Genomic DNA, 25,265 nt, shown 5'->3' on the forward strand with positions numbered 1-25,265 from the left:
TTTCATTTTTGCTTTCATTGCTTGCAAATTTCCTTTTATCCTTGCAAATTGCTCGCATTGCTTTCATACTCGTCGTGAGCAATCGCATGCAAACCAGGAGGTGCGAATACAATGAAAGACGAGGTCCTTTCGTTCGACCTTGCCAAAACCATTGCACGCATGCGCGCAGCAGGCACCGACCTTCAATCGTGCGAAGTGAAGAGCGCAGTCGGCAAGCTTCCCAAAGACCTCGCTGAATCCATCTCCGCTTTCTCAAACGGCTCGGGCGGTACCATCGTTTTGGGCCTTTCCGAAGAAGAGGGCTTCAAGCCGGCGTCCGGATTCGATCCTAAGCGCACGCAAGATGCCCTGGCCGAAGTGTGCGCCAACAAGCTTGCCCCCGCCATTCGACCAAGCATAGACATCGAGACGTTCGAAGAGGCACCCATCCTCATCGCCTCGATTCCCGAACTTCCCCCTCGCGACAAACCTTGCCACGTGACGACGAAAGGAACCTACGAGGGCTCCTTTATACGTACCGGAGATGGCGATCGGAAGCTGAGCCACTACGAAATCGATCGATTGATCGAGGAGCGCTCGCAGCCACGCCACGACGCGCGCATCGTCGAAGGAGCGACCGAGGAGGATCTCGATGACGCGCTGGTCGAGGCCCTCGTCGAACGCGAGCGCTTTTTGCATCCTCGCGTTTTCGAGAAGTTTGGCAAGCGCGACATCCTCAAAGCCCTACGCGTGTTGGACGAGGACGAACGCGGGATCCTGCGGCCCACGCTTGCAGGGTTGCTCGCCCTCGGAATATACCCGCAGAAGTACTTCCCGCGGCTCACGGTGTCGTTCGCCGCATATCCGGGCACAACGAAGGCCACGCTCGCCGAGACGGGTCAGCGGTTCCTCGATTCGGGCGATTTCGTGGGGCCTATCCCCGTCATGATCGCAGAAGCGGTTGCAGCCGTTGCGAAGAACACGCGAACCGGCTCGTTCTTCGAAGGGGCGTTTCGTGAAGACGTGCCCGACTACCCTCAGGAAGCGGTGCGGGAGGCCGTTGCGAACGCCCTTATGCATCGCGATTACTCGCCAGAGGCCTGGGGAACTCAAGTGCAGGTCAACCTGTACGCAGATCGGCTTGAAATTCTCAATCCAGGCGGCCTGTACGGAAGTGTGACCGTCGACACCCTGGGAACCCTCGGGCTGTCGTCGAGCCGAAACGAGTTCTTGTCCAAGATACTCGGGAGCACCCCCTACCCCCAAACACCCGGCAAAGCGCGCTATGTCGTGGAGAACAAAGGGTCGGGGTATGCGGAGATAGCGTCGCGATTGGCAGCCGCGTACATGGAGCCGCCAAAGCCCCATGATCGGCCCGGATCGTTCTCGCTCACGCTCTGCAAAAGACGTCCGACCCTCGGCAAACAACACGATTACTCGAGTGGGAATATCGAGAACGCCATCCTCGCCATGGCAACCGAGTACGATACCGTCAGCGCAAAAGAAGTGGAGGAGGCATCGCGCCTGTCGCGCGGAACCGTCCTCAAGCACATCAACAACTTGATTCGCCAAGGGCTGCTTGAAGCAACGGAACCGGGAAGCAGCAGAAAAAAACGGTACCGGCTGACGCGCCCCCAGTAGCGGACATCGCGCTTGCGTCTCGTTTGCGTTTAGAGCCATCGACAAGAAAGAGAGCATCCCATGATCTTCAAACAATTGATCGAGCTGTACGACCTGCTGGACGACCCCGCCACCAGCGGAGTGGCCGTCGTCGAGCACCTGCGCGGCATCGACCCCGCATGCGACGCCGAAACGTACGTGCTCGAGGGACCGAAGGGCACCACCGACATGGTGCGCGTGCGCATACCCGGCTCGCGCGGGCGTGCAGCGGGCGGCGACGCGCCCACCATCGGGCTGCTCGGGCGTTTGGGCGGGCTGGGGGCGCGACCGGAGCGCATCGGCTTCGTGTCGGACGGCGACGGCGCGCTCACCGCGCTGGCCTGCGCGGCGAAGCTCGTGTCGATGCATGCGCGCGGCGACGTGCTGGCAGGCGACGTGGTGATCTCCACGCACGTGTGCCCGCACGCGCCCACGTTCCCGCACGAGCCGGTGGCGTTCATGGGCTCGCCTGTGGCCACGGCAGACGTGAACCGCGAGGAAGTGGGCGGCGCGCAGCTGGATGCCGTGCTCGTGGTGGACACGACGAAGGGCAACCGCATCATGAACGAACGCGGCTTCATGATCTCCCCCACGGTGAAGGAAGGGTGCATTCTGCGCGTGAGCGAAGACCTCGTGTCGCTCATGGAAATCGCGACGGGTCGGCGTGCCCGCACCTACCCGCTGTCGATGGCCGACATCACACCCTACGGCAACGGCCTGTACCACCTGAACTCCATCCTGCAGCCCTGCACCGCCACCGACGCGCCCGTCGTGGGCGTGGCCGTCACCACCGAGACTGCCGTCCCCGGCTGCGCCACCGGTGCCACGCGCTTGGGCGATCTGGACGAGGCGGGATCGTTCATGATAGAGGTGGCGAAGGCGTTCGGCGAAGGGAAATGCGCGTTTTACGATGAGGGGGAGTTCGAGTGCTTCGTGGCGCGCTACGGCTCGATGAGGCATCTGCAGGGCATGGGAGCGCTCCCTGCGGAGGACCCGCAGGCGTAAGCCCCACCATCCCGCAAGCGAAGCGGCGGCATCGCGGAGGGCCGCGCGGAGAACCACACAGCGCCATCCCTGGAATGTTTCACGTGAAACATTCCACGCTGAACAGCAAAAACGAACTGAAAGGACGAAACCGCATGGATCTGGACAAGCGAGCGCGCACCATCGTCGAAACCAACCTCGCGCTTGCCGCGCACGAAACGCTGCTCGTGGTCACCGACGACGCCACGCGCGAGGTGGGCGAGCTCTTCTACGAAGCCGCCCGCGCGCTTGGCCGGCGGGCGCTCATCCTGCGCATGCCCGAAGGCCGCGTGGCCGGCGAAGAGCCGCCCGCCGCCGTCGCCGCGGCCATGCGCGAAGCCGACGTCGCGCTCTGCCCCACAGCGCAGTCGATCACCCACACGAACGCGCGCATCGAAGCCGCAAAGGCCGGCGCCCGCGTGGTCACGATGCCCGGCATCACCCTCGACATGCTGCGCGAGGGCGCGGCCTGCGCCGACTACGCCGAAGTGGAGCGCCGCACCCGCCAGCTTGCCGACCGCCTCACGCAGGCCCGCACCGCCCGCATCGAGAAGGACGACCGTGTGCTGGAGCTTTCCCTGGCCGGACGCCCGGGCGTGCCAAGCCCCGGCGTCTACCGCGAGCCGGGCGCGAGCGGCAACTTCCCCTCGGGCGAAGCCTACATCGCGCCGCTTGAGGCCGAGGCGAACGGAAGCGTGGTCATCGACGGCTCGATGGTGGGCATCGGAACGCTCGCCTCGCCGATGATCGCCACCATCGAGCACGGCCGCCTCGTGCGCATCGAGGGCGCCGACGAGCACGGCCCGTACGCCGACCGCCTCGGCGTGCTGTTCGAGCGTCCCGAGAACGGCACCATCGCCGAGCTGGGCATCGGCACGAACGAGGCGGCCAAGCTGTGCGGCATCATCCTCGAAGACGAAAAGCTCTACGGCACCGTCCACGTGGCCTTCGGCACCAACACCTCGTTCGGCGGCGTCACGAAAGCCGACTGCCATCTCGACGGCATCGTCCTTCGCCCCACCCTCTACCTCGACGACGAGCGCGTCATCTGCGAGGGGGAGTTCGTCTAAGCGCTCGCCTCGAACAGGTCGAGCAGTTCCTGGCGAGAGTTCACCTGCAGCTTGCGGTAGATGTGCACCGTGTGCGTTTTCACTGTCCCCGTCGTCACGAACAGAGCGTCGGCGATATAGGGAAGCGTGCGACCCCGTACAAGGTAACCAAGCACCTCCGTCTCGCGCGGCGTGAGAGCATAGCGCGCCGCGAAAGGAGCGAACTCCACCTGTTCCGGCTCGGGGCACGGACGAGAAGGCGAGGGGGACGAGGACGGTCCTCGTCCCCCTCGCAGGGGAGAAGCCCGCAGCTTCCCCTCCTTCTCCATTTCCCGACCTTCTCCGCTTTCCCCCTCTTCCTCCGCGACCGTCCCGGCCCCTTCAATCCCCCCGCCCGCGCTCGCGCGCGACACCAACATGAAGAACAGCGCGAGCAGTCCGCATCCGCACACAACGTCGAGCACAAACGCATCGGAACCGAACAGCGCGAACACCTGCTTTCCCAGCACGTTGCCCGCGAACACTACCCCCGCGATAAGGGCCTGCCCCACGCTGAACGACAGCAAAGGCGACAAGCCCTCCTCCTGCGTGCTCTGCGTGATGACCAAGAACACGAGCACCTGCAGGAAGAACGCGCTGCCTTGCACCAGGGCCCCTCCCACCGGGATGCCCGCCGTGCCGAACACCATGATAGCCACCAGCCCCACTGCCGTGAACGTGAGCGTGATGCGATAGACCCCCTCCACTGAAAGCGCGTTGCGACCGGCCGTCAACGGCACGAGCGACATCGTGGCAATGCATGCGCACACAACGACGCCGCCGAAGAACAGACTGTCAACGCTCGCATACCCACGCCCCATAACCACCGAAGCCACGAGGTTGCCCACAAACGCAGCCGCCACCAGCACGCCGACCGCCCGCCACGGAAGCACGCGCGCCTCCCATAAACCAGCCGACAACTCGCCGGGCATCGAAGCCGCCTCGTTTGCATCGCGATCCGGAAACACATCGGCAGACAATTCGTGGCGTGCCGAAGCGTCGCTCATCCACAGCGCCCATGAAGCGAGGGGCAGCGCACACGCGACCGCCATCGACCAAGGTTCGGGCACATGGGCCACCAACAGGTACAGCACATACGCCACCAAAAACGACACCACCACGAGCGGGCGCATGCCGCGCGACCCCAACGAGTACCGCGCACCCCACGCCGCCCCAAGCAGCGCGACGCAGAAGCCGTCGACGACCCCGCATGCGAGAACAGCCGGCAGCGCGCTCGCGCGCACGGCTTGCGCAAGAACGACCACGGTAAGCGACGAGACAACCGCCGCCGCAAGGAACACGGGCGTTCGCACGACGATGCGACGGCGGCGAGCCCGCAGCGCCACGACGAATGCGAACAGCACCACCGCCCCTTGGGACGCGAAAAAGCCGTACTCAAGCCCGACGCTCTGGCCACCCGCATTCGGCTGGGGAATGAGCGCCGGGCTCAGATAGCATAAGAACCCCCACGCCCACAGAAACGACGACCCCGCCACCGTCTTGATCAGCGAGCGGGCCTCCACGCGCGCCTGCTCGGATCCGCGCGCGCTCCGAGAACGACGCATGGCATCCCCTCCCTCTCGGTTCCGGCAGCATCATACCGCAAGCGCACTTCGCCTTCACGCGAGAACGGAGCCTTCTGACCTCGATCAATGCAAAATATACCGTTTTGGAAGATGCGCCGCTTCCCCAGGACGCCCACGATAAGAGGCATGATCGAAGGCGATCCGGCACTGCACCGGACGCCGTGATGCACACCGCGAAACAAGGGAGGATGACATGAAGCATTCCGCACGCGAGAACATGGCGCACGAAGGTTTGAGCCGCCGCACGTTCCTTTCGGGCGCTGCCGCCACGGCGGGCTTGGCCGCGCTCGCCGGCCTTGCCGGCTGCGCACCGCAAGCCGCATCGGACGCCGCGCAAGACGCAAGCGCGGGCGCGGCCGGCAAGGGAACCGACGCAGCGACAGGTGCCATGCAGACAACCGATCCTTCGCAAGCCGTATGGCCCGTCGTGGAAGAAGTCGAGGTGAACGCCGCCGGCGAAGGCGAGATCGCGTTCGTGGCCGATCCCATCGCCGCCGACGACATCGTGGCCACGCACGACGTGGATGTGGTGGTGTGCGGCCTCGGCCCCGCCGGCGACGCGGCAGCGCTCTCCTGCGCCGAGCACGGCCTGAAAACCGTCGCCGTGGAAAAGCAGTCCACCGGCAATTACAACTCTGCCACCATCGGCGGCACGAACTCCAAGATCCATCAGCACTGGGGCATGACGTACGACACTGAGGCCTGGCTGGCCGACGCGATGATCGACTGCTCGTTCCAAGGCGACGTCGCCCTGTACCGCCATTGGCTCGAGGCGAACGGAGAGGCCGTGGACTGGTACGTCGGTCACTTCGACAATCAGAATCTTGACGACTACCCGCTCACATTCGCTGCAGGCGACTTCCCCAACTTCCGCGACGAATGGGACGCGACGAGCATGTCGCGCTCATGGAACACCTCGCTCAACCTTCCGTACCCTCCGGGCGAGTTGGCGGGCATCCTTGCCGGCATCCTGCAAGACGCCGGCGTCGAGATCCGCTACAACTGCCCAGCCTGCCAGCTGGTCACCGACGACGCGGGCAAAGTGACCGGCGTCATCGTGAAGAGCGAGCAGGGCTACGAGCAGTACAACTGCGCCAAGGGCGTGGTGCTGGCCACCGGCGGCTACGAGTTCAACCAGCAGATGCTCAAGGAGCGTTGCCGCCCGCGCAGCGTCCCCGGCCACTGGCTGACCGGTGCGTTCGGCAACACCGGCGATGGGCATCAGATGGGCCTTGCCGTAGGCGCTGCCGAAGACGAGTTCCCGCAGCCCATAGCGCTCGATCCCGAACAGCTCATGCCGTATTTGCGCGTGAACAAGCTGGGCAAACGCTTCACGCCCGAATACGAGCCGTACGGCCATCTGGCAATGGCCATCCAAGCGCAGCCCGGCACGTACGACTTCTACATCGTGGACGGGGCCATCGGCGAGAAGATCGACAAGATCTGGACGCCCAGCTCGTCGTGCTACGGTCCGAAGGAAGTGTGGGTGGCTGCGGCCACGAGCGAGAACGCGCTCAAAGCCGACACGCTCGAAGAGCTTGCGGAGCTTATGGAGGTTCCGGCAGACGAGTTCGTGGCCACCATCGAGCGTTGGAACGAGATGGCCGCAGCGGGCAAGGACGAGGACTTCAATTTCCCGGGAAGCATGATGATGACCATCGACACGCCGCCATTCTATGCGACGAAGGAGTACGCCGACGGCCTGAACACCTGCGGAGGATTGCTCGTGGACACCGAATGCCGTGTGCTGAACAAGGAGCGCCAGCCTATCGAGGGCTTGTTCGCAGCCGGCATCACGTCGGGAGGCATGTTCTTCAACACGTACCCGCATAATCTGAATTGCCTGAGCCATACCCGCAACTGCCTGATGGGCTACACCATCGGCAAGGTTCTAGGCGAGGCGACGGAGGCGTAGGCAGGGCGCAAAGCGCGCGAGGAGGGAGGCACGCCCCTCTCTCCTTGCGCCTTCACGCACGCAGTCAGCCGCATGCACAAAGGCAGGACAGGTGCCAGCGGCTTCTTTAGCGACGGGCCGACGCCCCGATTGGCGCGTCGGCCCGTCGCCAGCAAGGTCGCCGCTCATCCGACGCGCCCGACAACAAGATAGGCGCCGTCCGTTCAGCACGCTTCATCAATCTGTCGCGTAATCCCTCTCTGTTTGCAAGCGTATCTTCGCCACCGGTGTAGTATCATCGCCATATTCAGATCAAATGGCGATGATTCCTGTCTCAGGAGGGCCGTGATGCAATTCGATTACAGCAAGAAACTCTCCCGCCTCATGAGTCCCGAAATCATGTCGGCGCTGGGAAATGTGCGCGAGCATCGAGGAAGGCAATCGCTCTACATCGCAACGACACCCGATATTCTGAACAGTCTGGAGGAAGTGGCGAGAATCCAGAGCACCGGCGCGTCCAACCGGATAGAGAACATATCGACCACGGACAAACGGCTGCGCGAGCTGGTGGAGCAGAAGATCGAGCCGAGAAACCGCGACGAACGCGAGATATCAGGATACCGCTACGTGCTCGACATGATCCACGAGCCTCATGGCGACATACCCGTGACCCCTGGGGTCATCCTCCAATTCCATCGGGATCTTTATCGATACCTCGATGTCTCGTTCGCCGGAAGATGGAAAGATACAGACAACACGATTGCGGAACGGCTACCCTCGGGAGAGCTCGTCACCCGTTTCGCGCCGACCCCTTCCGCAGCGACGCCCGGTGCCGTACAGGAAATCTGCGACGCGTACGCCAGCGAGATAAAGAAAGGCATCTACGACCCGCTGCTCGTCAGCCTCGTCTTCGTCTTCGACTTCGTGAGCATCCATCCGTTCAACGATGGCAACGGCAGGATGAGCAGGCTTTTGACCCTGCTGCTGCTCTATCAAAACGGATACACTGTTGGAAAGTACGTGTCTATCGAGGCAGAGATAGAGAAATCGAAAGAAACCTATTACGAGGTCCTTCGCGCAAGTTCCACCGGATGGAGCGAGGGGAAAAACGACTACACGCCGTTCGTCACCTACCTGCTCGGGGTGATCGGAGCATGCTACGCAACGCTCGATTCTCGGCTCTCCCTGCTCTCGTCGAGCGAGTCCAACGAAAGCGCGCTCGAAGGCTACTTCGATTCCTTGGTCGCAAGCGCAAGCAAACGCGAGATCATGGACGCCAACCCCACCATGAGCCAAAGGACCATCGAACGCATTCTGCAGAAACTTCAAGCCGAAGGCCGCATCGAGAAAGTGGGGGCGGCCAGGGCAACGCGCTACCGGAAAACCCGCTAGGAGAGCCCCCTTCGCCCCCACCCTCCATCTCGGCCGCAAGCGCGCCTTCCCCCGAATGCCGAATCAGCGACCTTGCAGCCTCGCCCCCGCACGCTCCGCATCTGCGAGCGCCGCACGCGCGTCCCAAGCCACGCGATCGACCGACGCACCCACCCGTCCCAAGCCGCCCGTGCGTCCCAAGCCGCGCGAGCTACCCGAACCGCCCGCCCGTCCCAAACCGCCCGCACGACCCGAGCCGCCCGCGCGTCCCCTCGCACTTGCAGGGGCATTTTCAGAATGCAAAGCGGTTGCATGGCGAAAGCCAGAAGACGCAGCAAGGCAGAGGCTTACGAAAGCGGTTTCGTGGCGGGAAATGACGGAAAACCGCCTTTCGGCAGGGTCAATGGGACTACGGCAACGAAGCCCCTTTGGCGTTTCCCCTGCTCGGCATATCGACGCGTAACCGATTGGCCGAAAGTTAGCGAGGGCAAAAGCGGTTTTCCGTCATTTCCCGCCACGAACGACGCCTTCCGCATCCGCGCAGCCATCATGCGGGCACATCATTTCCGAACGGCCTCGTCCACCAGGTCGATAAGCTCCTGCCGAGAATGCACGCCCAGCTTCACATACACATTGTGGGTATGTGTGCGCGCGGTGTTCCACGACACCTGCAACTTGTCAGCGATATAGTCGCTGCCCCGGCCCATGGCCAGATAGCGGAACACCTCGGCTTCGCGTGCCGACAGCCCATGCCCTTCGGCGATGCCCTCAAGCGCTCGCGAGAACTTGCCGCGCCCGCCTTCCCGTTGCGTGCGCTCGCGCAAATCCACATCCATCAAACTCTCGAACGACAATTCGTTTTCGCCAATGGGCGAGAACATCCGCTCGAAGTCGCGTTCGGAGAACAGCACGAACGACAGCACCAGCACCACGCCAGCGCATATCATGTAAAACGCAAACTCTGAACTGCCCCCCCCCCCGAGATAGAAGGCAGGGCGTACACGCCGAACGACCACCCCAGCGCACTGCCCAACATGAACGCGCCGCGCCCGATGCCGAACACGATGATCGGCGAGATGCGCTTCTGGAACACCACGAACGCGAGCAGACACCACATGACGAACTCGAACACGCTCGATGCGCAGTAGATCAGCAAACTCCACTCGTTGCTGTGCGCGCCGAACACCGGCACGCACGCAATGGTCACCACCATGCAGATGGCGATGAGCGAGTACAGCTTCCCGAAGTTCATATGGCTCGCGTCCACGCGCACGGCCACCACCACGAACGCCGCCGCCATGAGCACGCGCAGCAGCATGAGGATGTTGTTGCCTTCAAGCGTCACGGCAAGCGCATGCGCGTCCACCACCACGCCACGCATCATGGAGGCCACCGCGGGCAGCAAAAACGACAACGCCACAAGCCGCCAGAACGCTCCTGGCAACGCCCGCTTGCTCTCGCCAAACGTGAGAGGGCGCATCCCTGCTTCGCTGCTCGCGAAAGAGCCCGTCGGCAGCACCGTCAGCAAGGCCGCTGCCACCGGCAACAGCGTGAACGAAAGAATGCCCACGACCGAGGGGCCTCCCGGTGCCAGCGCCCACGGCGGCGACCCTATGACGGCAAAGTAGATGAACGCCACCACGATCTGCGACGTGGCCGCGTACAGCAGCACGCGCCGCGGTGCCAGCGCTCCGTACATAACGCCGCACTTCAGCCCCACAACGCCCGTGCCAATGCCGCTCAAAGCCGCTCCGAGCCAGAACAGCGGACGCATCTCGACGAACTGGCCAAGATAATACGGCCCCACCGCCACTACGAGCACGCATCCCAACGCTGCGCACACGCCGGCGCCGACAACCACGCTGCGTCGCTCGAACACTTGCGTGAAGCGCCTTACCGCGAACGGAACCACCAAGCACACGATGCCGAAAGCAGCCGTGGACACCATGTAGAGTTGCGAAAGGTTCTCGCCGTTCGTCTCAACATCCGAAAGCCACAGCGTGCCGCTGTACGCAAGGCACGCCCACGCCAACCACACGCCGTATCCCAAATACGGCAGAGAGGGCCACAGCGAAACCAGCTCGCGTACAATACCCGGACGCGCTTCGGCTTTCCTCCCTTTCTCCTCTGGCATGACCTCCCCCTTCGGATCCCAGCCAACTAAGAGCAGCGACGAAAGCCCCCGCCTCCATCGCGCCGCCGCCCTCTCGACAGTATACGCCAGGTTTCCCGGTTATCATTCAAGCCGATGCCGTCACTTTCCGATCGCGCCCAAGCACGACTCGTCACGCTTCTCATCGCCCCCGGCCCGGACGCCCCGCTCGCTCCGATCGGGCTCTTCAAACCGCCCGCCATGCTCGTCAAAACCCGAGGGGCCATCCGATTCGGCACGGCGCACAGCGCGAAACGGCAACGTGATGGCGCGCGCCGGACAGGCATCGGCGCAGCTGCGGCACTTCACGCACTCCGTCATAGAACGATTCCCCAGATCGGCATACGGGTCGATAAGCTCAGGACATGCCTGAGCGCACGCCTTGCATCCAACGTCCTCGACATCACGCAGACATGCCTTGGAATCGACCGTGGGACGGAACCGCCGATTGAACGTGGACACAAGCGACAGCAGCGCCCCTAAAGGACATATCCTGCCGCACCATTTCCGCAGCACCACCACTTCGAGCACGATGACGGCTGGAAACACGAGCAATCCCCAGGTGGGTTCGTTGAACTGCACGAACCGCCAAAGCACTATGAACGTGGCGAACGTCAGCCCCACGGGGCATACGAGGCAGAACACCGGAAAACCGAAGATGGCCGTCGAAAGCAAGGCCCCGCCGAGCACCGCGTGGCGCGAATCGACGGCAACTTTGGGACGGGCCGGCTTCTCGCCGCGCCGCCAGCGTCCAAGCGCCGCGTCTGCGGCGGCATTGCGCTCGGCAGCCTCCTCGCGCGCCCGCCTCTTCGTCTTGAACAGGCTCTGCACGTGGGGGATCGGACACACCCACGAGCAGAACGCCTTGCCCGCAACCACCACGATCAGCACGATTGCCGCAAACGCGATGAGAGCGCGCGGAACGAACGCCCATGCCCCGAACAAGGATTCGAGTGCGCCGAGAGGACACACCGCCGCGATGGCGCCCCATCCCATGGACGAAAGCGTTCCCGTGCCCGTGGGCAGCGCAAGGCCAACCGCCACCACCGCGAGCACGGCGGCGGCCACAAGCCCCCGCGCCGTGGCGCTTCGGAACCGCCTTCCCTGACGCGACGAACCCGCCCTGCCCCTTTCGCTCCCTTTGAACGGCGCGCCGCCCGCCTTTTGGTCATTGGCATCGCTCATGACGATTCGCCTCCCCGCGCCTCGACGTTGATACCGCGCCGACCGGAGCCGGTGTAGCTTGCATACGAGCTGGACGGGCACGACCATTCGCACGCGCCGCACCCGTTGCAACGCTCTTCATCGACCATCAGACGGCCGTCCTCCCCCAACGACAGCGCACCGAACGCGCATGCTTCCACGCACTGCTTCGAGCAGCGGCCCGATCCCGAGCGGTACAGTAGGCACTCGGAAACGTCCACGCGCGCCACGCCGATCTTGTCGCCACCGGGCATGCAGTCGAACCCGAAAACGAGCGCGCCCGTGGGGCAGGCCCGGACGCACAGCGGGTCGAGCTGCACCGCGCCAGCGCCCTCTGCGACGTGCGCCCCATCGGGCAAGCAGAAGTCGCAGAAACCTTTGCGGAAGTTCATCTTCGGCGTCCGCGCGTTCACGATGCCATCCTCGAGATGCGCCACGTCGATCGCGCCATGCGGGCACGCGCTGCGGCACCGGTCGCATTTGATGCACGCGCCCCATAAACGCCCCTCGTTCTGGCCGCCCGGAGGGCGCAGGAGCTGCCGCTCGCCCGCAAGCGCCACGCCTGTCCCGCCCAAAGCCAGCAAAGCGGCGACGGCCACGCCGCCCGTCACCACTTCACGCCGCGAGATACGCACGGCGCCGTCCGAAGAGCCGTCTACAACAGCACGCTCGCCATCATCGCGAACGGCGGTCGCGACAACGGCAGGGTTCGACTTGGCAGTACGAAAGCCGCCCATGGCCTACCCCCTCACCTCGTCGAGCAAATCGGCCACGGTTTCCCCATCAAGCTTGAAAAAACCTTCGGTCACCTTGAGGACGCCGCGGTAAAAGCGCGTGCTCAGCAAACGGCTCGCCAGCGAGGCGAAGTCCGTGAACCACGAGGCCATATGCCGTTCCAAAAATTCGCGCGACGCCTCGAGATCGTGGACGGCGCCGCTCACGTCCCCTTGCTCGAGGGCACGAGAAGCCCGTCGGCTCAGAATGGCCATGAACTGGCACATGAACGACAGGTGGTCATCGGGCCAGTCGAGCCCCGCACGGCGCTTCACCGCCTCATGCTTGAATGCGGCGAACACCTCCTGGTAGCCCTCTTGGTACATGAGCCCTTTATCACTGGTGAACACCGACTTGTACGGCACCGCCGTCTTGCCCTCGTACGCCGACGTGCCGGCGAACGCTCCGGTGAAGTCCACGGCAAGCTCCTGGCGCGTGCCGCTGTTGCGATGGCGCAGATAACGCGCCATGTCGTTGAGGCCTTCGGCGAACACATCGTTGACGTCGGCGTAAGCCGAGAAGTCTGCGGCGGCCATGGCGTCGATCTGCTCCTGCGTGAGCGGCTTGAAATACAGGCTCGCCAACGTCTCGTAAAACGACGCGCGCGCTTCCAGCACGGCGCGCAGATCAGCGCACGTTGCCGCGCTCGGCACCGCCTTTGCGCCCTTGGAGCCCGCACGACTGCCAACCGCTTTCCCGCCCATCGCATCCGCTTGGGCATCCGCTGCGTCCTTGCCTGTTGCATCTGCCTGCGTGCCCGGTGCCGCGACCGCCGTCGCAACCGCCGTCGCTGCTCCGTTCGCACCGCCGCCCAACGCCTCGCGCACGCTCTCGCTCGCCTCGCCCATCTCCAACCCCTCTCTTTTCTTTCGCCAAGCCTTCGCACCGCGCGCCTCGCCGGGGAGGGAGGGAGAAATGGAGGCGCGCAGTGCGAAGGCGTCGGCGGGCGCTTGCAGCCGCGCCCGCCGACGAGCAAACGTCAGACTCCCCACACGCCGCGCACTGCGGCGGTGCCGAAAGCATCGAGGAATCCGGTTCCCACAAGCCACATGAGCGCACGTAGGCAGATGCCGCCCACGACCGCGCACACGAGCGTCGCATAGGCCATCGTGGACGCCTTCGCTATGAACGCCGCGCACGCGATAGCACCTACAGAACCCACGATCACCGCACCGCCCCAGTACAGCAGCACGTCAGCGGCGAACCCGATCGCGAACCCGTACGCCAAAAACGCAACCAGTTGGACGACAGTCGCGCCCAGCACCCATGGCATGATGCCCCTGAAATCGGCTTCATCCGTTTTGAGCGCGGCCATGAGCGTGGCAAACAGCGCGCCGCCCGTGGCCAGTCCGCTGCCCAGGTAGGCGAACGGCAACGCAGGCGTGTTCCAGTTCGGCTGCGCCTCCATGACGTAACCGTTGCCCACGACGAAGGTCATGGCCACGCCCGTCACGATGCCCACAATGCCCACGATCTTTGTCGCATTCGCGCTTTCACCGCGTGCGGTCAGCACGTACGCCACGGCCACGATGGCGTTGACGCCCAGCATGATGAGCTCGACCGAGATACCGCTGAACGAGAACACGTTCGCGGCAGCGGCCATGATGTTGGCGGGTTGCGCCAGGTGCGCCACCGACGCGCATCCTCCCACCACCAGCAGCACAAGCGCGCCGACCGCCGCGGGAACGCGAGCTTTCTTGGCCAGGCCCAGCACCCCGGACAAGCCGACAAACGCAAGCAACGCCCCACCCGCTCCCGCGAGCAGACTGAAAATGACCAAAGGCCATTGGATCGCCATGGATCTCAACCCCTTTCCTCAAGAGAGACGCCGCACGAAGCGGCCCGACGCGCACGGGAGAAGCGTCCCGCCGGCGTACCCGTCGCAGACATTCACACCAGCTCCTTCCATGCTGCCGTCTTCGGCGACAGCAGATACACCGTCGCAGGCTTCGCACTGCCCGGATCGGGCAGATGGTGCACTGCGTCGGGAGAGGCGGCGGCCACGGCCTTCGCCACGTCGCTGGATGGATCATCCAAATCGCCGTAGAGACGCGCGCCGCAGCAGCAGTTGTGCACGCAAGCGGGAACGCCCTCGCCATCAGCCGTGCGATGGCTGCACAGCGTGCACTTCTCCACCACCTTCTCCTTCTGGTTGAACGAGCGCACGCCGTAGGGACACGCCATCATGCAGTACTGGCATCCGATGCATTTGGCCTTGTCGATAAGCACCACGCCCGTCTTCTCGTCGCGGTAGCTGGCACCGGTGGGGCACACGTGCACGCAGGCGGCGTTCTCGCACTGTTGGCACTGCACGGGCAGCCAGTACTGCTCGATGTCGGGGTGGGTGCCCGTAGGACCCACGGCTATCACCTGGTTCCAATAATTGCCCAGATCGATGTTGTTCTCGAGCTTGCACGCGACGATGCACGAATCGCAGCCGCTGCAACGGTCGAGGTCGATGACAAGACAGTTCCTCATCTAGAACACATCCTTCGTAATCGGCTCGCTGTGGAGCGTCGGCAGGAAGGGCGCGAACTGCTCCGGTTCCACCCAGATGTTGTCGGGCTTCTCCGATTTCTCCACCTTCACCGTGAAGCCGCGGTTTGTATAGGAGCCGTACACCTCGTTGAACGGGGCGTCGTTCTTCGTGAGCACGTTGACGTTGCACTCGCGCCACCCCGCCGTCTGCTTCTCCTCCGGAACGGACGCGTCGTAGCACTCGGGATTCCAGAAGCGCTCCATCCACACGACTCCGGGATGCACGCCCTCGGTGAGATAGGCGCGACCGTGAATCTCGCCGCGTCGGCTGCTCACCTTCACCCAATCCATATGCTCGATGCCCAGTTCGGCTGCGCTGCGCGGGTTAATGCGCACATCGGGTGCCGGATACAGCTCGCGCGCAAAAGCCGCATGGCGCATAGTGCCGTGATGGAAGTACGGCACGCGACCAGACGTGAGGACAAACGGGTACTCGTCGGTGTCGTCGTTGACGGGGCTTTCTGCCGGCTCGATGAACTCGCAGATGGGACTGTAGTCCTCGCACGCCTCCTGCGGCTCGGGATAGCAGAACGGATAGCCCGTGCGCGCCAGCTTGATCAGTATCTGGCAGTACGTCTCGACCTTGCGGCTCTCGGTGCCGAAGCCCGCCGGCAACCCGTCGTCCACGATCGTCTCATGCTGGTTGTAATGCCAGTACTCCTCGGGCGGCGTGACGTAGGGCACGTACGTGTCGGTGTTGTTCACCAGCTCGTCCCAGCTGGGCGCGTGCAGCGTCTCTGCGACGCTCGCCTTGACCTCCTCCTCGGTGGCGTTGCCGATGTAGCCGGGAACAAGACCGGGCAGCGAGCCGCCCCATTTCTCCTTGCATCGTGCTATGACCTGCGCCGCCGGAATGGAATGCGACACCGTCTCGCCGATGTGGACCACTTCGTTTTGCAGCCACTGGGTGTTCAGCTGCGTCATGTTCACCATGGGCTCTTCGAGCCATTCGCGCACAGGGAACACCAGGTCGGCGGCTTCGATGTGAAACGACGTGAGCATGGGATACTGGCCGATGATGTAGTCGATCTCCGGGAACACCTCGTACCACGACTTCGCGTTGCCGAGCATCGCCAGCTTGTTGCCCGACATGTCGAACCACACGCGCGGCTTGTACGGCTCGCCGGTGGCGATGGCCTCGCGGACGGTGGGGATGTGGGAGTGGCACCACGCGTACAGCCCCTTGTGGTCCTTCATGCCCAAGCGATCGATAAGCAGCTGGTTCGCCAACTTTTGCTGCGGATTCGCCTCGCCGAGGGCTTTTGCGCGCGCCTCGTTCTCAGCCGGGCTCATGCCCACGACCGCGCCGATTCCGTACATGTCGGAGAACATGCCGTCGAAACCGTTGTTGTACGTGACCGGGCGCTTCGTGGGAGGAGCGCCCGCCGCGCCGTACTGCGTCATGGTGCACCCGGGCTTGTTGATGTAGCCCATGATGGAGTCGAGGCCCATGCAGCCGAGCGGCACCTGGCTCGCGCTCTCGGTCATGTCGGAGGCCACGCCGTTGGCGATGCCGGCCACGCCCGCGCCGGTGTAGAGTTTGATGGCCTCCTCGATGCGCTCGGCTGGCACCCAGCACACCTCCTCGGCATGCTCGAGCGTCCACGGGTCGGCCTGCTCTTTGTAGATCTGCCCCGCCGTCTTGTAGGTCTTGCCGTTGAATTCGCCCGCCCAGAACACCTCGGGGTCCACCGGCGAATCCGCAGGGGCGCTGTAAGGGAAGGGGGCGACCGCGTTCGTCCTTGCATCGAAGCATGCGTAGGCGGGGGTGTTGTCCGGCGTGGGGGACACGTAATCGGGGAACAGCTCTTTGGCCTCCACGGGCAGCTTCGTGTCCGGGTCGATGAGGAAGGGCAGGTTCGTCCAGTACTTCGTGAACTCTTCGTTGTAGAGCTTGTTCTCGAAGATGTAGCGGAACCATGCCAGCAGAAGCCCGGTGTCGGTGGCAGGACGGACGGGCAGCCACACGTCGGCCTTCACCGCATCAGGCGAGAAGTTGGGGTCGACGACGATGGTCTTCACGCCTTTGGCGCGCAACTCGGCCATGCCGCGGCCCGATTCGGCTGTCTGGCTCACCGATGGCTGAGCGCCCCACAACACCACGACCTCGGCCTTGTTGTCGTCGCCCGTGCGGAATATCTCCTGCACGGCGTTGTCGGCGATGGACTGGTCGATGCCGCCGTAGAACAGCTTCGACAGGCTCCAGCGCGGAAGATAGCACTGCGCGCATCCCGGCTCGAACACGGTGGGCGAGCCGAACGCCATCGGCAGCGTCATCGCCTCCATGAACGAATACGACCCGCCGCCTCCCACGCTTGCGAAGAACGCGTACGGGCCGTACTTGTCGATGGCGTCGCAGATATGCGTGGCGGCTTCCTCGATAGCCTCGTCCCAGCTAATGACCTCCCATTTGTTCTCGCCGCGCTCGCCGGCACGCTTGAGCGGATGCAGCACGCGACGGGGGCTGTACATGGTGTGCAGCTGGTTCAAGCCCTTCATGCACAGGCTGCCGCGGCTCACCGGGGCATCGGGATCGCCTTCGAGCTTCGTCACCACGCCGTTCTCCACGGTCGCACGCGCGGGGCACATCTGAATGCAGCCGTGACACGATGTCTTCACGACCTTCGTCTCGACCGGCTCGTCTGCATATGCCGGATCAACCTCCACAAGCGAATCCGATAGCGACACGCCGATCGCAGCCGCTGCGCCCGCGAGCGCCGTCGTCTTGACAAAGCTTCGACGCGTCATGCTCGCTTTCATTGCCATAGTTTCTTCCTTTCCTCCTCGTGTCGCGCCTTTGGGCGCTTCGGATTGCTCGAGCCTCCTGGTTATCTTTGGCCACCCGACCGCTTCGACCCATCCGTCGCGCCCCTCTCGTCATTGCGTTCGAGAAACTCCTTTCCCTCCGGTGTCGTCTTCCATGCGTTTTGCCACACCAACCCCGCGGCGCGCTGCAGCCTGTCCACCAGCACGCTGGGCTGCATGACCGACCGTCGGCCATCCTCCTCGCGCACAAGCGCTTCGCTTCCGCGAAGCACCTGATCGATCTCGCCGTACGTGCGCGGTCTTTCAGCGCACATCGCCAACAGATCACGATAAACGGCGGCTCGATGCGGCTCGCGCTCCATCAATTCGGCGAGGCGCGCGCGAGGGTCGTGCCGCCGAACGAGCGCGCAGCCCACTTCGGTGGTCTCGTACGCTTCGCCGAAGACGAGGTCGTCGGCTTCGTCTTCGGACAACCCCTCGAAGGCATCCGGATCAATGGGGTCCCCAGCCTCGTCAAGAAGGAAACGTGCAAGCCCGCCGGCATCCACCAGCACGGAGATCAGGTGGTATTGGCTTTGGGTGGCCTCGGCGAACTCGGGGAACGCCGCTATAGCCGCCTCGACCGCAGAAAGCTCGCGGCGCTCTTGGCACAACGCGAGCGTCTTGTAGAGCACCTCCCTATGGAGCGATTGGCGCGTGAGCGCGTCCTCGAGAAGCTCGCATCGCTCATCGAACGTCGTCGCTGCGCCATCGTGCGCTGAAACCATAGAACGCTCCCCCTTTGCTTCTTTCCGACCACGCCAGCTCCGCGCGCGTCGCCTGCATCGCGCACAGCCGTCGCCTCGCGCATGGCGCGCCGCGGTCCGCATGCGCGTTGCACGCTCAGCACAGATGCCAACGAAGCCGAACCCAAACGCGCCCTTCCAGCCGATGGCGGGCTCTCGTTTCGCATCGCCCCTCGCCAGCCGTCCGCGCCAAGCGCCACTCGTCTTCCGCTCGCCACAGGCAAGCGTTCCCGCCTTATCGCAGCCCTCTCGTCAGGCTCGGTGCGATCATCGACTCTGATCGCACCACGCGCCAGCGTCGTGCTGCGTGATTCATGCGAAACCATGCGCTCATCAGTCGAAATTGCTGGGCTAATGCATGATGGATGACGCGATTGAACTGGGAGGATGTCGTTCCCTGAGATTTTGTTTCGGTCTGCCCGTCCTACGCGCTCTCTCATGTTTGCGTTCGACCGAACTCGACAGAAGGGCGTTTCGCGCGAAACGCCCATGCAGCTAGAAAAACACGCGTCTCTTCCCGCAAATCGCGCGCGTGGAACACCCGAACGCCATTCGACCTGGCTTGAGGACGGCGCTCCAGCAATCCTCGCCTCCTACGCGGATCACAGGCGCGTCCACAGGAACACGGTTGGAAGCACATCGTCCATCGGCTGAAGATGAGCCGACAGCCGAACACCGGCACACCAGCGGCCAGGTGAGATCACAGCTCTTCGGGCAACGAAACGAAGAGAAGGGTAAGGGACTTGATCGAAGCCAGCGAGCCAGCCTTCCTCTTGGCCAAGACGCCCCCTTGCAAATAGCGACGCCCCCTGTCCGCGAGCTGCGGACAGGGGGCGTACGTCATAGAGGCTTAGCGCGCCCGCCCTCTCGCTCACTCACGCGAGAGGGCCCACGGACGCCGCGGCTACTGCACCGGCTCGGCGTCGAGGGTGATCGAGTCGAGGTCGAGCGGTTCTTCCACCGTGCACTCATAGTCTCCCTCGGCGTTGATGTCGATCAGCACGTGGCTGCGGTCGCGCAGCGTGCCCTGCACCACCTTTTCGGCGATGCGGTCCACGATCTCGCGCTGAATAAGGCGCTTGAGAGGGCGCGCGCCGAAGATGGGATCGTAGCCGTCGATGGACAGGTGCTCCATGGCGGCGGGCGTCACGTCGAGCGTGATGCGGCGGGCGGCCAAACGGTCGCGGACGTCGTTGAGCTGCAGTTCGACAATGGGCTCCATCGCCGATATGGAAAGCGCGTTGAACGTGATGATGTCGTCGATGCGGTTCAAGAACTCGGGACGGAACGTCGAGCGAAGCGCCTCGTTCACCTGCTGCTGCAGCTCTGCCAAGCGTTTCGCCGTGGTGGCGATATCGCCCTTCATCATGTCCTCGACCATCTGGCCCATGGTGTCGCCGCCCGTTTCCTGGCTGGAGAACTCGCGGATGGACTGGCTGCCCACGTTCGAGGTCATGATGATGATGGCGTTCTTGAACGACACCACGCGCCCTTGCCCGTCGGTCAAACGGCCGTCGTCAAGCACCTGCAGCAGGACGTTGAACACGTCCGGGTGCGCCTTCTCGATCTCGTCGAGCAGCACCACGCTGTAGGGCTTGCGGCGCACGGCTTCGGTGAGCTGGCCGCCCTCGTCGTAGCCCACGTACCCCGGAGGCGCGCCGATCAGGCGCTGCACGCTGAACTTCTCCATGTACTCGGACATGTCGATGCGCACCATGGCCTTCTCGCTGTCGAACAGGTATTCTGCGAGCGCCTTCGCCAGCTCGGTCTTGCCCACGCCCGTGGGGCCGAGGAACAAAAACGAGCCGATGGGGCGGTCGGGGTCGGACAAACCCGCGCGGTTGCGGCGAATGGCGCCCGCCACCGACGACACGGCCTCGTCCTGGCCCACCACGCGCTCGTGCAGCTTGTCTTCGAGGTCGACGAGCTTCGCCATCTCGCCCTGCATCATCTTCTGCACGGGAATGCCCGTCCACGTGGACACGACCTCGGCGATCTCGTCCTCCGACACCTCCTCCTTGAGAATGGCGCCGTCCTGCTGCTTCACGTTAAGCGCCTCCTCGGCAGCATGCAGCTGTTGCTGCAGCGCGGGAATGCGGGCGTAGCGAAGTTCGGAGGCCTTCACGAGGTCCCCTTCGCGCGTGGCGCGCTCCTCCTCAAGCTGAGCGCCTTCGAGCTCGCTTTTCAGGTTCTGCACGTTCTCGATGGCGTCCTTCTCGTTCTGCCATTCGGCCTTCTGCTTGTCGAGGCTTTCCTGGGCAGCGGCGATGTCGCGACGCAGCGCTTCAAGGCGCTCCTTGGAGGCCTCGTCGCTCTCCTTCATCAGCGCCTGCTCCTCGATCTGCATCTGCGTGAGCTTGCGTTCGGCGGCGTCCACCTCTTCGGGCATGGAGTCGATCTCGATGCGCAGACGGCTGGCGGCCTCGTCCATGAGGTCGATGGCCTTGTCGGGAAGGAAGCGGTCGGATATGTAGCGGTTCGAGAGTTCGGCCGCGGCGACGATGGCGGCGTCGGTGATGCGCACGCCGTGGTGGATCTCGTACTTCTCCTTCAGGCCGCGCAGGATGGCGATGGTGTCCTCCACCGTGGGTTCCGTGACCAGCACCGGCTGGAAGCGGCGCTCGAGGGCGGCATCCTTCTCGATGTACTTGCGGTACTCGTCGAGCGTCGTCGCGCCGATGGCGTGCAGCTCGCCGCGGGCAAGCGCCGGCTTGAGCATGTTGCCCGCGTCCATGGAACTATCGCCCGTGGAGCCGGCGCCCACGATGGTGTGCAGCTCGTCGATGAACAGGATGATCTGCCCCTCGCTCTGCTTCACCTCGCGCAGCACGGCCTTCAAGCGATCCTCGAACTCGCCGCGGTACTTCGCGCCGGCCACCATCGCGCCCAGATCGAGCGCCACCAGATCGCGGTCCCGCAGCGACGACGGCACGTCGCCCGCCACGATGCGCTGGGCCAATCCTTCGACGATGGCCGTCTTGCCGGTGCCCGGCTCGCCGATGAGCACGGGATTGTTCTTCGTGCGGCGCGAAAGCACCTGGATGGTGCGGCGAATCTCCTCGGAGCGGCCGATGACCGGATCGAGCTTGCCTTCGCGCGCCTTCTGCGTAAGGTTCTGACCGTACTGCTCAAGCGCCTCGAACTGCGTTTTGTTCTGCGGATCGGTCACGCGCGTGTCGCCGCGCAGTTCGTCGTAGGCGGCCTCGATGGTCTTGCGCGTAACGCCCGCGCCGTTGAGTATCTTGCCCGCAGCGCCCTTGTCCTCCGACAGCGCGATGAGCAGATGTTCGCTCGTGGCGTAGCTGTCGCCCAACTTCTCGGCGATCTTCACCGCGCTGTCGATGAGGTTCATGAGCGCAGGGCCCGGAGCGCCCGCCATCATCATGCCGTTGCTTTTGACTTTCGGCATGCGCGCGATCTCCGCATCCACGTTGGAAAGCAGCTGGAACGGCTCGGCCCCGATGCGCTTGATGATGGCCGACAGGTTGTTCTCCTTCGACTCGAGCAGCGCCTTCAGCATGTGGATGGGCTCTGCCTGCGACGACTCGTTCTCCGAGGCGATGACGATGGTCTGCTGCAACGCCTCCTGCGCGGTCAGGGCCAGTTTGTTCAGGTTGCCCATGTTCATGGTGTTCCTCCTTTATATGATCTTTCCGATCATGAAATGTTTCACGTGAAACATCTCGAACGCCGAACCGTCATACGGCGATGCGGCAACGCTCTTGCGGCAGCTTGGCGTAGGGCGGCTTTGCGAGCGAAGCGCAGCCGGGATGCGATCGGCAGGGCATCGCGCCAAGACGAACGGCAGAATCCCGAGACCGTCGAAGCGAGGCCGAACGGGTTGCCGCCGCGAGACAAGCCGCATCGCCAAACCGCTTGGCGACACTGCAACCGCAGATCGCAACCTGCAACCCGCAGCCTGTCGTCCACCGTCCGCAGCGCGCAGGCCGTAGCCCGCAGCCTGTCGCCCGCCGCCCGCTGTACGCGGGCCGCGGCCCGAAGCCTGCAGCCCGCCACCCACCGCACGCGGACCGTCGTCGCATCTGATCGCGCCGTCGCCCATGGCAGCCTACGGCAGCCGTCGCAAGGTCGGCGGCAGGTCCGAAACGCGAACGAGGGCGTTCACGCTCTCGCGCGTCTCGAGCTCGTGCACGCGGTCGGCCAGCCGACGCACCTTCTTGTGCAAATCGTCAAGCTCGGCGTCGCGCTCGTCCAACCTGCCCTGCAGGTCGAGGATGCGGATGACCCCGGCCAGATTGATGCCTTCGCTCGTCAGCTCGTTGATAAGCTCAAGCCGGTCGATGTCCGCCTGCGAGTACATGCGCGTGTTGCCGCTCGTACGCTGCGGCGACACGAGGCCCTTCTGCTCGTACGCGCGCAGCGTCTGCGGATGGACCCCCGCCAGCTGCGCGGCCACGCTGATCATGTACAGCGGACGGTTGCGGTCCGTGCGATCGCTCACGACCAACTCCTTACCTCGGCGGTGGTGGCAGCCAAAAAGTCCTCCATGGCCTTCTTCTGCCCCTCGTTCAGCTCCGTGGGCACGACCACCTTCACGGTGATCTTGAGGTCGCCCGAGCCAGCACCCTTCACCTGCGGAGCGCCCTTGCCCTTGACGGACAGGACCGTGTCGTCCTGCGTGCCCTTCGGCACCTTCACCCGCACCTTCGTGCCGTCGGGCGCGGGCACCACGACGCTCGCCCCCAGCGCGGCTTCAGCCACGCTCACCGGCACGTCCATGAGCACGTCGGCTCCCTTGCGCGTGTAATAGGGATGCGGCTCGATCTTCGTGGTGATCAGAAGGTCGCCCGCCGCGCCGCCGTTCTCGCCAGGGCCGCCCTTGCCCTTGAAGCGCAAACGACCCCCGTCCACAGCACCGGCCGGCACCTTCACGGAGAGCGTTTCAGATTCGCTGCGGCCGGGCACACGCACGGTCACGCGCTTCTCGACGCCCTTGAACGCCTCATCGAACGTCACGGAGAGGGTGACGTTCATGTCCTGGCCCGCGCGCGGACGGGGCTGGCGCGCCCCGCCGAAGCCGCCCAAGTCACTGAAATCCCATTCAGTGCCGAACGCGCCTTCGCCACGGCGGATGCTTTCGAGGATGTCGGCCCAGCTGCCGAAGCCGCCCGCGCCGCCGCCGAAGATGTCGCCCACGTTCACGGAGCCGCCGCCCCAACCCTGGGGTATGTGGTTCTCGTTCGCCGTGCCGTACTGGTCGTAGAGCTTGCGCTTCTTGTCGTCCGACAGCACCTCGTAGGCTTCGTTGATCTCCTTGAACTTCCCTTCGTCGCCTCCCGCGTCGGGGTGGTGCTTGCGCGCGAGCTTGCGATAAGCCTTCTTGATCTCATCGGCCGTCGCCGTGCGTGGAACGCCGAGCGTCTTGTAATAATCGGGAGTCGCCGCCATGCATCCCACCACCTTTCCTGTCACACCTTTTCGTATGCGGCAGGGGCGGGCCAAAACGCCCGCCCCTCCCAGTCAGTCGGTTCTTGCTTAAACATCCGCAGGGCCACCAAAGTCAGCGAGGGTGGCTGAAATGCCCGAGATTCGCAGGATCGCAGAGGCGAAGCGTACTTCGTACGTGAGCCTCTGAGATCGTGCGAAGATCGGGTGCTTCAGCCAACCGCAGCGGCGGCTCGTTCCGGCGGCCGTCAGGCCGACGGAACCTACTCTTGCTCCTGATCGGGCTTTTTCTCCCGCTTCGGGCCTCCGGTGGTGACGGTTACCATCGCGGGCCGCAAGACTTTCGCTCCCATCTTGTAACCTTTCTGGTACACCTCGGCCACCGTCTCGTCGGGAACGCTCGCGTCGTCCACGGTGGCGACGGCCTGCGCCTCGAGCGCGTCGAACGCATCGCCCTTCGGATCGATCACCTCAACGCCGCCGGACGTGAGCGTGTTGACCAGTTTGGAGTGAACGGCCTTCACGCCGTCCAGCAGACCGGCCTCGCCGTTGTTCGCCGCGTAGTCGATGGTGCGCTCGAAGTCGTCGATCACCGGCAACAAGTTCGTGACCAGCTTTTCGGCGGCACGGGCCTTCTCGGCTTCGCGCTGCTCGGCGGTTCGCCGACGATAGGTGTCCCACTCGGCGTGCAAGCGCATGAACTTGTCCTGCCATTCCTTGGCCTCGGTTTGCGCCTGGGCGACCAGCTCGTCTGCCGCCGGCTCCGCATCGGCAGCCGCAGACTCGCCCTCGACGGGGCTCTCCTCGGCTTCCGCAGGAGCGCCGCCCTCGGCCGACCCCGCAGGGTCGGCCTCAGGGGCTTCGGTATCGGCGGCGGCATCCGGGGAGGGGGTGGGGGGTTCGGTGCCGTCGCCGGTGTCGGTGTCAGGGGCCTGAGGCCGAGCCTCCTCGGCCTCAGGACGTGCGTCTTCGATGGGAATCTTTTTCGCCTCGCCTTGCGCCGCGCGCTCCGGCGAAGGCGTGCTCGGCTGCTTGGGCATA

General features: G+C 64.3%; 19 protein-coding genes. 5 read left to right on the top strand and 14 right to left on the bottom strand.

What is annotated here, in order from left to right; genetic code table 11:
* Positions 1–111: 111 nt before the first annotated feature.
* The 3 genes from C2L80_RS02500 (at position 112) to C2L80_RS02510 (ending at position 3,731) form a co-directional block, all read left to right on the top strand.
* Positions 112–1,620: an ATP-binding protein gene (locus C2L80_RS02500; RefSeq protein ID WP_087196794.1), complete on the top strand. Its 1,509-nt coding sequence runs from the start codon at positions 112–114 to the stop codon at positions 1,618–1,620.
* 60 nt (positions 1,621–1,680) lie between these two features.
* On the top strand, positions 1,681–2,643 hold the full coding sequence (locus tag C2L80_RS02505; RefSeq protein ID WP_103262562.1) for a DUF1177 domain-containing protein: 963 nt from the start codon (positions 1,681–1,683) through the stop codon (positions 2,641–2,643).
* Positions 2,644–2,777: 134 nt separating this feature from the next.
* On the top strand, positions 2,778–3,731 hold the full coding sequence (locus C2L80_RS02510) for an aminopeptidase (protein WP_103262563.1): 954 nt from the start codon (positions 2,778–2,780) through the stop codon (positions 3,729–3,731).
* On the opposite strand, the gene C2L80_RS02515 is transcribed toward C2L80_RS02510, so the two are convergent.
* Positions 3,728–5,314: a response regulator transcription factor gene (locus C2L80_RS02515; protein ID WP_103262564.1), complete on the bottom strand. Its 1,587-nt coding sequence runs from the start codon at positions 5,312–5,314 to the stop codon at positions 3,728–3,730. The two genes, C2L80_RS02510 and C2L80_RS02515, sit on opposite strands and share 4 nt — an antisense overlap.
* Before the next feature lie 214 nt (positions 5,315–5,528).
* On the opposite strand from C2L80_RS02515, the gene C2L80_RS02520 reads away from it, so the two are divergent.
* Positions 5,529–7,250: an FAD-dependent oxidoreductase gene (locus tag C2L80_RS02520; protein ID WP_239938667.1), complete on the top strand. Its 1,722-nt coding sequence runs from the start codon at positions 5,529–5,531 to the stop codon at positions 7,248–7,250.
* Between the two features lie 327 nt (positions 7,251–7,577).
* Positions 7,578–8,621, top strand: coding sequence for a Fic family protein (locus C2L80_RS02525; RefSeq protein WP_193602616.1), 1,044 nt, complete (start codon positions 7,578–7,580; stop codon positions 8,619–8,621).
* A 539-nt stretch (positions 8,622–9,160) separates the two neighbouring features.
* Here the strand turns inward: C2L80_RS02525 and C2L80_RS02530 are convergent.
* The 13 genes from C2L80_RS02530 to C2L80_RS02595 form a co-directional block, all read right to left on the bottom strand.
* Positions 9,161–9,547, bottom strand: coding sequence for a response regulator transcription factor (locus tag C2L80_RS02530; protein ID WP_103262566.1), 387 nt, complete (start codon positions 9,545–9,547; stop codon positions 9,161–9,163).
* A complete protein-coding gene (locus C2L80_RS02535; RefSeq protein WP_103262567.1) occupies positions 9,544–10,734 on the bottom strand; it encodes a LuxR family transcriptional regulator in 1,191 nt (396 codons plus the stop codon). The genes C2L80_RS02530 and C2L80_RS02535 overlap by 4 nt, the downstream gene beginning before the upstream one ends.
* A 120-nt stretch (positions 10,735–10,854) precedes the next feature.
* A complete protein-coding gene (locus tag C2L80_RS02540) occupies positions 10,855–11,937 on the bottom strand; it encodes a 4Fe-4S binding protein (RefSeq protein ID WP_169998959.1) in 1,083 nt (360 codons plus the stop codon).
* On the bottom strand, positions 11,934–12,692 hold the full coding sequence (locus tag C2L80_RS02545) for a 4Fe-4S dicluster domain-containing protein (RefSeq protein WP_103262569.1): 759 nt from the start codon (positions 12,690–12,692) through the stop codon (positions 11,934–11,936). Before C2L80_RS02545 ends, C2L80_RS02540 begins: the two co-directional genes overlap by 4 nt.
* A 3-nt stretch (positions 12,693–12,695) precedes the next feature.
* The gene (locus tag C2L80_RS02550; RefSeq protein WP_224758817.1) at positions 12,696–13,577 is read right to left on the bottom strand and encodes a TorD/DmsD family molecular chaperone; all 882 of its coding nucleotides are present in this window, start codon (positions 13,575–13,577) and stop codon (positions 12,696–12,698) included.
* Positions 13,578–13,708: 131 nt separating this feature from the next.
* Positions 13,709–14,527, bottom strand: a complete 819-nt coding sequence (locus tag C2L80_RS02555) for a DmsC/YnfH family molybdoenzyme membrane anchor subunit (protein WP_103262570.1) — start codon at positions 14,525–14,527, stop codon at positions 13,709–13,711.
* A 92-nt stretch (positions 14,528–14,619) separates the two neighbouring features.
* The gene (locus C2L80_RS02560; protein ID WP_087196815.1) at positions 14,620–15,207 is read right to left on the bottom strand and encodes a 4Fe-4S dicluster domain-containing protein; all 588 of its coding nucleotides are present in this window, start codon (positions 15,205–15,207) and stop codon (positions 14,620–14,622) included.
* Positions 15,208–18,033 carry a molybdopterin-containing oxidoreductase family protein gene (locus tag C2L80_RS02565; protein ID WP_103262571.1) on the bottom strand — a complete coding sequence of 942 codons (2,826 nt, stop codon included), beginning with the start codon at positions 18,031–18,033 and terminating at the stop codon, positions 15,208–15,210. It abuts the gene before it with no gap.
* A 62-nt stretch (positions 18,034–18,095) separates the two neighbouring features.
* Positions 18,096–18,800, bottom strand: a complete 705-nt coding sequence (locus C2L80_RS02570) for a hypothetical protein (RefSeq protein ID WP_103262572.1) — start codon at positions 18,798–18,800, stop codon at positions 18,096–18,098.
* A gap of 922 nt (positions 18,801–19,722) precedes the next feature.
* Positions 19,723–22,446: an ATP-dependent chaperone ClpB gene (clpB, locus tag C2L80_RS02575; protein WP_103262573.1), complete on the bottom strand. Its 2,724-nt coding sequence runs from the start codon at positions 22,444–22,446 to the stop codon at positions 19,723–19,725.
* A 441-nt stretch (positions 22,447–22,887) separates the two neighbouring features.
* On the bottom strand, positions 22,888–23,280 hold the full coding sequence (locus tag C2L80_RS02585) for a heat shock protein transcriptional repressor HspR (RefSeq protein ID WP_087196825.1): 393 nt from the start codon (positions 23,278–23,280) through the stop codon (positions 22,888–22,890).
* A complete protein-coding gene (locus C2L80_RS02590; RefSeq protein WP_087196827.1) occupies positions 23,277–24,227 on the bottom strand; it encodes a DnaJ C-terminal domain-containing protein in 951 nt (316 codons plus the stop codon). The genes C2L80_RS02585 and C2L80_RS02590 overlap by 4 nt, the downstream gene beginning before the upstream one ends.
* A gap of 260 nt (positions 24,228–24,487) precedes the next feature.
* A complete protein-coding gene (locus C2L80_RS02595; protein WP_087196829.1) occupies positions 24,488–25,264 on the bottom strand; it encodes a nucleotide exchange factor GrpE in 777 nt (258 codons plus the stop codon).
* Between the last annotated feature and the right edge of the window lies 1 nt (position 25,265).

The organism is Rubneribacter badeniensis, assembly GCF_002899695.1.
Classification (GTDB): Bacteria; Actinomycetota; Coriobacteriia; order Coriobacteriales; family Eggerthellaceae; genus Rubneribacter; species Rubneribacter badeniensis.

What these genes read in the sequence shown, in the direction of transcription:
- C2L80_RS02570 (WP_103262572.1), bottom strand. Translation starts at nt 18,800, where the DNA reads ATGGTTTCAGCGCACGATGGCGCAGCGACGACGTTCGATGAGCGATGC.
- C2L80_RS02555 (WP_103262570.1), bottom strand. Translation starts at nt 14,527, where the DNA reads ATGGCGATCCAATGGCCTTTGGTCATTTTCAGTCTGCTCGCGGGAGCG.
- clpB (WP_103262573.1), bottom strand. Translation starts at nt 22,446, where the DNA reads ATGAACATGGGCAACCTGAACAAACTGGCCCTGACCGCGCAGGAGGCG.
- C2L80_RS02565 (WP_103262571.1), bottom strand. Translation starts at nt 18,033, where the DNA reads ATGGCAATGAAAGCGAGCATGACGCGTCGAAGCTTTGTCAAGACGACG.
- C2L80_RS02540 (WP_169998959.1), bottom strand. Translation starts at nt 11,937, where the DNA reads ATGAGCGATGCCAATGACCAAAAGGCGGGCGGCGCGCCGTTCAAAGGG.
- C2L80_RS02520 (WP_239938667.1), top strand. Translation starts at nt 5,529, where the DNA reads ATGAAGCATTCCGCACGCGAGAACATGGCGCACGAAGGTTTGAGCCGC.
- C2L80_RS02545 (WP_103262569.1), bottom strand. Translation starts at nt 12,692, where the DNA reads ATGGGCGGCTTTCGTACTGCCAAGTCGAACCCTGCCGTTGTCGCGACC.
- C2L80_RS02595 (WP_087196829.1), bottom strand. Translation starts at nt 25,264, where the DNA reads ATGCCCAAGCAGCCGAGCACGCCTTCGCCGGAGCGCGCGGCGCAAGGC.
- C2L80_RS02530 (WP_103262566.1), bottom strand. Translation starts at nt 9,547, where the DNA reads ATGATATGCGCTGGCGTGGTGCTGGTGCTGTCGTTCGTGCTGTTCTCC.
- C2L80_RS02535 (WP_103262567.1), bottom strand. Translation starts at nt 10,734, where the DNA reads ATGCCAGAGGAGAAAGGGAGGAAAGCCGAAGCGCGTCCGGGTATTGTA.
- C2L80_RS02510 (WP_103262563.1), top strand. Translation starts at nt 2,778, where the DNA reads ATGGATCTGGACAAGCGAGCGCGCACCATCGTCGAAACCAACCTCGCG.
- C2L80_RS02560 (WP_087196815.1), bottom strand. Translation starts at nt 15,207, where the DNA reads ATGAGGAACTGTCTTGTCATCGACCTCGACCGTTGCAGCGGCTGCGAT.
- C2L80_RS02550 (WP_224758817.1), bottom strand. Translation starts at nt 13,577, where the DNA reads ATGGGCGAGGCGAGCGAGAGCGTGCGCGAGGCGTTGGGCGGCGGTGCG.
- C2L80_RS02590 (WP_087196827.1), bottom strand. Translation starts at nt 24,227, where the DNA reads ATGGCGGCGACTCCCGATTATTACAAGACGCTCGGCGTTCCACGCACG.
- C2L80_RS02500 (WP_087196794.1), top strand. Translation starts at nt 112, where the DNA reads ATGAAAGACGAGGTCCTTTCGTTCGACCTTGCCAAAACCATTGCACGC.
- C2L80_RS02505 (WP_103262562.1), top strand. Translation starts at nt 1,681, where the DNA reads ATGATCTTCAAACAATTGATCGAGCTGTACGACCTGCTGGACGACCCC.
- C2L80_RS02525 (WP_193602616.1), top strand. Translation starts at nt 7,578, where the DNA reads ATGCAATTCGATTACAGCAAGAAACTCTCCCGCCTCATGAGTCCCGAA.
- C2L80_RS02515 (WP_103262564.1), bottom strand. Translation starts at nt 5,314, where the DNA reads ATGCGTCGTTCTCGGAGCGCGCGCGGATCCGAGCAGGCGCGCGTGGAG.